The organism is Mesorhizobium sp. M7A.F.Ca.ET.027.03.2.1 (assembly GCF_003999175.1).
Classification (GTDB): domain Bacteria; phylum Pseudomonadota; class Alphaproteobacteria; order Rhizobiales; family Rhizobiaceae; genus Mesorhizobium.
The window spans coordinates 1-5,787 of record NZ_RZOM01000322.1; the positions used below are offsets into that span (position 1 = coordinate 1).

The window sequence follows — 5,787 nt, forward strand, 5'->3', positions numbered from 1 at the left end:
ATCTACGGCAAGGCGGAGGCGACAGCCCGAAAGGCTGGGATGGGCATATTCGGCCCGGCGCAATAGCCTGCCATTCATTCCCTGATGTTTTGTTTGTTAACCGCCACGGGCGCAGCCTTGATGGGGTCATCGCGCAATCGATTAAATTGCAAGCTTCCTTGAAACTGAAATTGCAACACACCGGCCTTATACCAGCCCAACCACAGGAGATCGGCCAGTGATAAAGACTATGGCGAGCACCACCGACCAGGCATGGAAAAGCGTCGCTTTGCTGACCTTTCTGGGAACCGCTGCAATCCTGGGCGTTTCCGTCGGCCTCAATTACCTGCTCCTGTTCTCCGAGGCGCTGACGCCATTTGGGCGCAGCATGATCACGGCAATCCTGTTGCCCGTTGTCCTTGGCGTTCCGCTTTTTCTGTTCGTTGGATTGAAACAGATCGAGCTTCGTCGCTATCGCCGGGAACTCGACAAGTCGGCAACCTTCGACACCATGACCGGCTGCCTGAACGGAGCGGTCTTCACGTCGATGGTCGAAAAAAGAACGGCACGGCCGTCGGTGCCGGGGCCGAAATCGGGCGCCTTCCTGGTCATCCATTCGGAACATCTGCGGTCCATCAACCTGCGCTTTGGTCTTGAATGGGGCGATCAAGCCTTGCGGCTCATAGCCTCGACCATACAATCGTCGGTGCGCGCGGAGGATCTGGTTGGACGCATGGGGACGTCGATGTTCGGGGTTTTCCTCGCCGGCGCGACCGAAGCAGAAGCCAGGGAAATCGGCGAGCGTATCAGTGCGCGCATCGCGCAAGTCTATTTCGCGCCAAAAGGGACGGAGGATGCCCTGACCGTCAAGGTCGGCGGCGTGGTGTTCGAAAACCAGGTGGAGTTCGCGGACATGTTCCGGTCCGCCGAGCAGCGCATGGCCGGCGTCCAGGACGGAGCCGCGTTTGAACTGACGCATCTCCATAGCTGACCGTCGCTGGGAACCAGAGCCATTCGGAAACCAGGGGAACTGTCGGACGCGGCCGCGGTTACGCTGAGGACGGGGTAGCCCGTGAAGACGCCGCCCAGGTTTCGGCGATGGCGACGATCGCGGCGTTGATCGGTCCGCTCGGGATCGCCGGCATCACCGAGGCGTCTACGACAAAGGCATTGTCGAAGCCGTTCAGCCGCAAGTCAGGATCGACGACGGCCTCAGTGTCACGACCCATCCGGCAGGTGCCGGCCGGATGGTGATGGGTGGAAGCAGCCCTGGCGATGAAAGCATTGAGTTCGGCATCGGACTGAACCGGTGCACCTGGCAGGATCTCCGTATCGCGCCATTCGTCCAGGGCCGCATGATGGCCGACCATGCGCGCCCGCTTCAACGCCATCCTGAATGTCGCGCGATCGTGTTCGGTTTCGAGGTAATGCGGGTCGATGACCGGCGCATCGTTGCGGCTCGGGCCGCTCGGTGTGATGCGCCCGCGGCTTGTTGGATGAGTGACGCCGCACAGGATGGTAAAGGCCGAGCCATAAAGCGGGGTCTTCAGGCCCTCGGCCGCCGACGGCGCGACGACGCAGGCGAGCACGATATCGGGACTTCCCGTGGAGCGGGTCGGGTCGTCGCTGTGCAGGTACATCAGCGATTCGGAGTGCTGCAGGCGGGAGGGCGGCACCGGCTTCTTCGTGCTGTAGACATTGCCGAGAGCCAGCAGATGATCCTGCAGGTTGCGGCCGACATCGCCGCGATCGGCAAGGCAACGTATGTCAGCTTGCTTCAGCGTATCGGGACAGCCAACGCCCGACCGCATGAGGATGAGCGGCGTGGATACTGCGCCGGCGCAAAGGACGATCCGGTCGGCGGACAGCGTTCCGGTCTCACCCTCGCACACCACGCTCACGCCCGTGATCTTGTGGCCGTCCAGCACCAGGTGCTCGACCTCGTGGCCGGCAAGCAAGGTCAGGTTCGGCCGCGCCATGACCTGCAACGACAGATAGGCGTCGGCGACGCTCAGGCGCTTGCCGTCACGTATGTTGAGTGAATTGGGACTAGTGCCGACCAGTTCGCCGCTGTTGTGGTCGCTCAGGGCGGGAGCACCCATGGCGCGCCCGGCGGCGATGTAGGCCCGCACGACCGGACTGACCTCGGCGTCCGGCAGATAGACGTCCAGCGGGCCACACTTGCCGCGTGTCGGCCCGTCGAAGGCAGTGAAGGCTTCGCTGCGGATGAAGCCCGGCAACAACCCCCGATAGGACCAGCGCTCGCCGCCAGCTTGCGCCCAGGGTTCGAAATCATCGGCATGGCCGCGGACATAGGCCATTGCATGCAGGCAGCTCGAGCCGCCGACGATCCTGCCGCGCGGCCATTCATGGACGCGGTTGGCGGTGAAGGGCTGGGGCACGGTCCGGTAGCTCCAGTCGTAGGCGCGGCCCTGGAGCATCGTCCATTTCAGCGGATCGGCGATGTCGGGATCGGCCGGCATCGCCCCGGCCTCGACGAGGCCGACCTGGCACGACCGGTCTTCACTGAGCCGGCTGGCAACAACCGAGCCGGCGGATCCCGCACCGATCACCAGCACGTCGAAATGACGTTTCAATTTGAAATTCCCCGCACAGGCTCACTATCGGAAGCTGATACGATCACGCGGCAAAGGCGCCGGCATTCGACCGTTCCATGATCTGTCTCTGCACGGACAAAAGGTGCGCGCGCATTGCGGCCTCTGCCGCTTCGGGATCGCGCTGCGAGATCGCCTCGGCGATCAGGCGATGCTCGCCGTCGCGGTGGGCGATCCGCTTGGGGCAGGTGGGGGCTGCGGTGCGCGCAACCTTCACCCGCGCATCGACGCCGACCTGGCGCAGCATCTTGTAGAATTCCGCGGCGAGATGGTTGCGGGCCGCGGCAACGATCGCGAGATGGAAAGCGAAGTCGACCTCACCCGACGGGGCGTTCTCCGGCGTGGTTGCCGCGTCGAGGATCCGCGCCGTCTCGAAAGAGGAGGCGCGCAGCGACGCCAGTCGGGCAAGGCCCGGCTCCATGATCAGGCGCAATTCCAGGACCTCGATCGGATTGGTTACCCTGACCAGTTCCTCGCCATATCTCGGAAGGGCGGTCGGCGCCCGCCTGGCGCGCGCCGGTTTGAGGTCGCCCGAAAGGCGCAGCACTTCAAGCGCCTTGCGAAGCTGATGGCGCTTGACGCTCAGATGTTCCGCAAGATCGCGCTCGGACGGAAGCTTGCCGCCGCCCTGCTGCAACTGGCGGACCGCGGCGATGATGTCGTCGAGATCCGATGGTCCGACCTGCGGCTCGAATGCGCTCAAAACCAAATCTCCTGTCCGATCGGCAGACCGCCGACTCAACGTCCGGCATCATATTGTGACACGAAAGCCTGTTCGACGGCACTCAACCAATTCAACCAATCTACAGCTGTACGCAATGGTTGACAACACCAGTTGCGCGATGGTTGACTGCCCATGTCGACGGTTGCCATCGCGGCGGGCCGTTTTCTCCCGAGGATCACGCATGCCGGCTGGCGAAACCTTTGACTACGTCATTGTCGGTGCGGGATCGGCCGGCTGTGTGCTGGCGAACCGGCTGAGCGAGGACCCTGCCGTATCGGTGCTTCTGCTGGAGGCGGGGGATTGGGACCGCGATCCGATGATCCACATCCCGCTCGGCTGGGGCAAGATACTGACCGAGCGCCGCCACGACTGGATGTATTTCTGCGAGCCCGAGGCCAATGTCGGCGGGCGCAAGGTCGAATGCGCGCGCGGCAAGGTCATCGGCGGCTCTTCCTCCACCAACGCCATGGCTTATGTGCGCGGCAATCGCGGCGACTACGATCGCTGGGCGGCAAGCGGCCTGACGGATTGGTCGTTCGACAAGGTGCTGCCCTACTTCAAGAAGCAGGAGCGCTGGGAAGCGGGGGAAAGCCGGTACCGTGGTGGCAGCGGGCCGCTGAACACCCAGTTCTGCCGGTACAAGGACGAACTGATCGATGCCTTCGCCACAGCCAGCCGTGATGCCGGATACCCGCAGACCGACGACTATAACGGCGCCATACAGGAAGGCTTCGGCCGGCTGCAGATGACAATTGCGAACGGCCGCCGCTGCTCGACCGCGACCGCCTATCTGCGGCCTGCCATGCGCCGCGGCAACGTCAAGGTGCTGACCGGCGCGATGGCGACGAAGATCCTGCTCAGGGATGGCCGTGCAACGGGCATTGCCTACACCAGAGGCGGGGCGAGCCATGAAGTTCTGGCGCGGCGCGAAGTCCTGCTTGCCGGCGGCGTCATCAACACGCCGCAGCTGATGATGCTGTCAGGCATAGGCGACAGCGGTGAGCTCGCGGCGCATGGCATCGAGACGAAGGTCGATCGTGCGCAGGTCGGAAAGAATTTGCAGGACCACGTTTCGGTCATCCTGATGTATCGGCGCAAACAGCCGGGACCGTTTCTCAAGATGATGCGGGCCGATCGTATCGGGCTGGATTTCGTCAAGACCTATCTCACCGGAAAGGGCTTTTCGGGAGATGTGCCTGGCGGCGTCGTGGCATTCCTGAAGAGCGACGCAAGCCGGCCGCTGCCGGACGTGCAGCTGCTTTTCACCGCCGCACCGCTGGGGGCATGGCCTTACATGTCGCCGTTCAAGGCGCCGTTCGCCGACGGCTTTGCGACCCGTATCGTTGCTGTGCAGCCGGAGAGCCGCGGCAGCGTCAGGCTGGCGTCGAGCGATCCGGTCGCCGCGCCGCTGATCCATCAGAATTTCCTGTCCTCGCAGCGCGACTGGCAATCGCTTCGCGCCGGCTTTCGCGTTGCCCGCAACCTTGCCAGCCAGCCGTCCATGACCCCGTTCGTGGGCGCAGAGTTCTTCCCCGGCCCGAAATGCGAGAGCGACGAAGAGATTGACGAGCATATCCGCAAGACCTCGATCACCGTGCATCATCCGGCCGGCACGTGCCGCATGGGCGTCGATGCGGCATCGGTGGTCGATCCGGAATTGCGGGTGCGCGGCATCGCCGGACTTCGTGTCGTTGACGCCTCGGTCATGCCCGACCTCGTCTGCGGCAACATCAATGCGGCGGTCATCATGATCGCCGAAAAGGCCGCGGATCTGATCCGCAGCCGCGCTCAACAGAGCGTGGCGGCCTGATAGAGGCGGCCGGAATACAACCAAAGTCTTTTGGTTGAGACTGAAAAACTGCGTTGGTTGGACTGTCATGCGCGTCCGCATGGCCGTGGCGAAGCGGTTTCACGCCCTTGTTGCGAGCTGTATCTCGCGATTTCTAGGCTATTTTGCCTATTTCTAGGCATTTGCCTCCCAAAAATGCACCTCAACCAAAAACTTATAAAATTCGCAATTTGGCTATTGTCGAGCAAAACCAATGCGAATACGGTTGAGTTGGTTAGAAGTATTTTCTTCGTGACGAGAGGTGTCCGATATGTCCCTGGCGCAACCAGCTAACGATGTGCTCACCAACAAGAAGGCAGCACTCAAGGGCCTCTATGACGCCCTCTACGCAAAGAACATGTTTCCGTTCTGGGCGACGTCGGAAGGCGTCGATCATGACGAGATCAAGCAGCTGATGGCGACGTCGAAGGCCGTTCCCTTCGTGTGGTCCTATTCGGACATCGAGCCGCTGCTGCAGCGCGCCGCCGAACTGGTGACCATGGACGACAGTGAGCGCCGTTCGCTGATCCTGGTCAATCCCGGTCTTGCGCCCAAGCGTGCATCGGTCAGCACCATGTACACCGCCTACCGCCTGAACGATCCCGACGAGATCATGCCGCCGCACAAGCACTCGCCGAGCG

The 5,787-nt window shown here is 62.7% G+C and carries 5 protein-coding genes and 1 pseudogene; 4 read left to right on the forward strand and 2 right to left on the reverse strand.

What is annotated here, in order from left to right; all coding sequences use genetic code 11:
- Positions 1-221, forward strand: a 221-nt coding sequence (locus tag EN750_RS39965; RefSeq protein ID WP_210212749.1) for a hypothetical protein, incomplete at its 5' end; no start/stop codon positions are given.
- A complete protein-coding gene (locus tag EN750_RS15850) occupies positions 218-970 on the forward strand; it encodes a GGDEF domain-containing protein (protein ID WP_127396970.1) in 753 nt (250 codons plus the stop codon). The genes EN750_RS39965 and EN750_RS15850, both read left to right, overlap by 4 nt.
- Before the next feature lie 58 nt (positions 971-1,028).
- Here the strand turns inward: EN750_RS15850 and EN750_RS15855 are convergent, their stop codons facing one another.
- Both EN750_RS15855 and EN750_RS15860 read right to left on the reverse strand, forming a co-directional pair.
- Entirely contained in the window at positions 1,029-2,576 is a 1,548-nt protein-coding gene (locus tag EN750_RS15855) for a GMC family oxidoreductase N-terminal domain-containing protein (RefSeq protein WP_189526225.1), read from the reverse strand.
- Positions 2,577-2,619: 43 nt separating this feature from the next.
- Complete coding sequence (locus EN750_RS15860) at positions 2,620-3,297, reverse strand: FCD domain-containing protein (RefSeq protein ID WP_013529856.1); 678 nt, start codon at positions 3,295-3,297, stop codon at positions 2,620-2,622.
- Positions 3,298-3,499: 202 nt separating this feature from the next.
- On the opposite strand from EN750_RS15860, the gene EN750_RS15865 reads away from it, so the two are divergent.
- Both EN750_RS15865 and EN750_RS15870 read left to right on the forward strand, forming a co-directional pair.
- The gene (locus EN750_RS15865; RefSeq protein ID WP_127396971.1) at positions 3,500-5,128 is read left to right on the forward strand and encodes a choline dehydrogenase; all 1,629 of its coding nucleotides are present in this window, start codon (positions 3,500-3,502) and stop codon (positions 5,126-5,128) included.
- A 289-nt stretch (positions 5,129-5,417) separates the two neighbouring features.
- Positions 5,418-5,787, forward strand: a pseudogene (locus tag EN750_RS15870) (gentisate 1,2-dioxygenase); the annotation flags it as partial.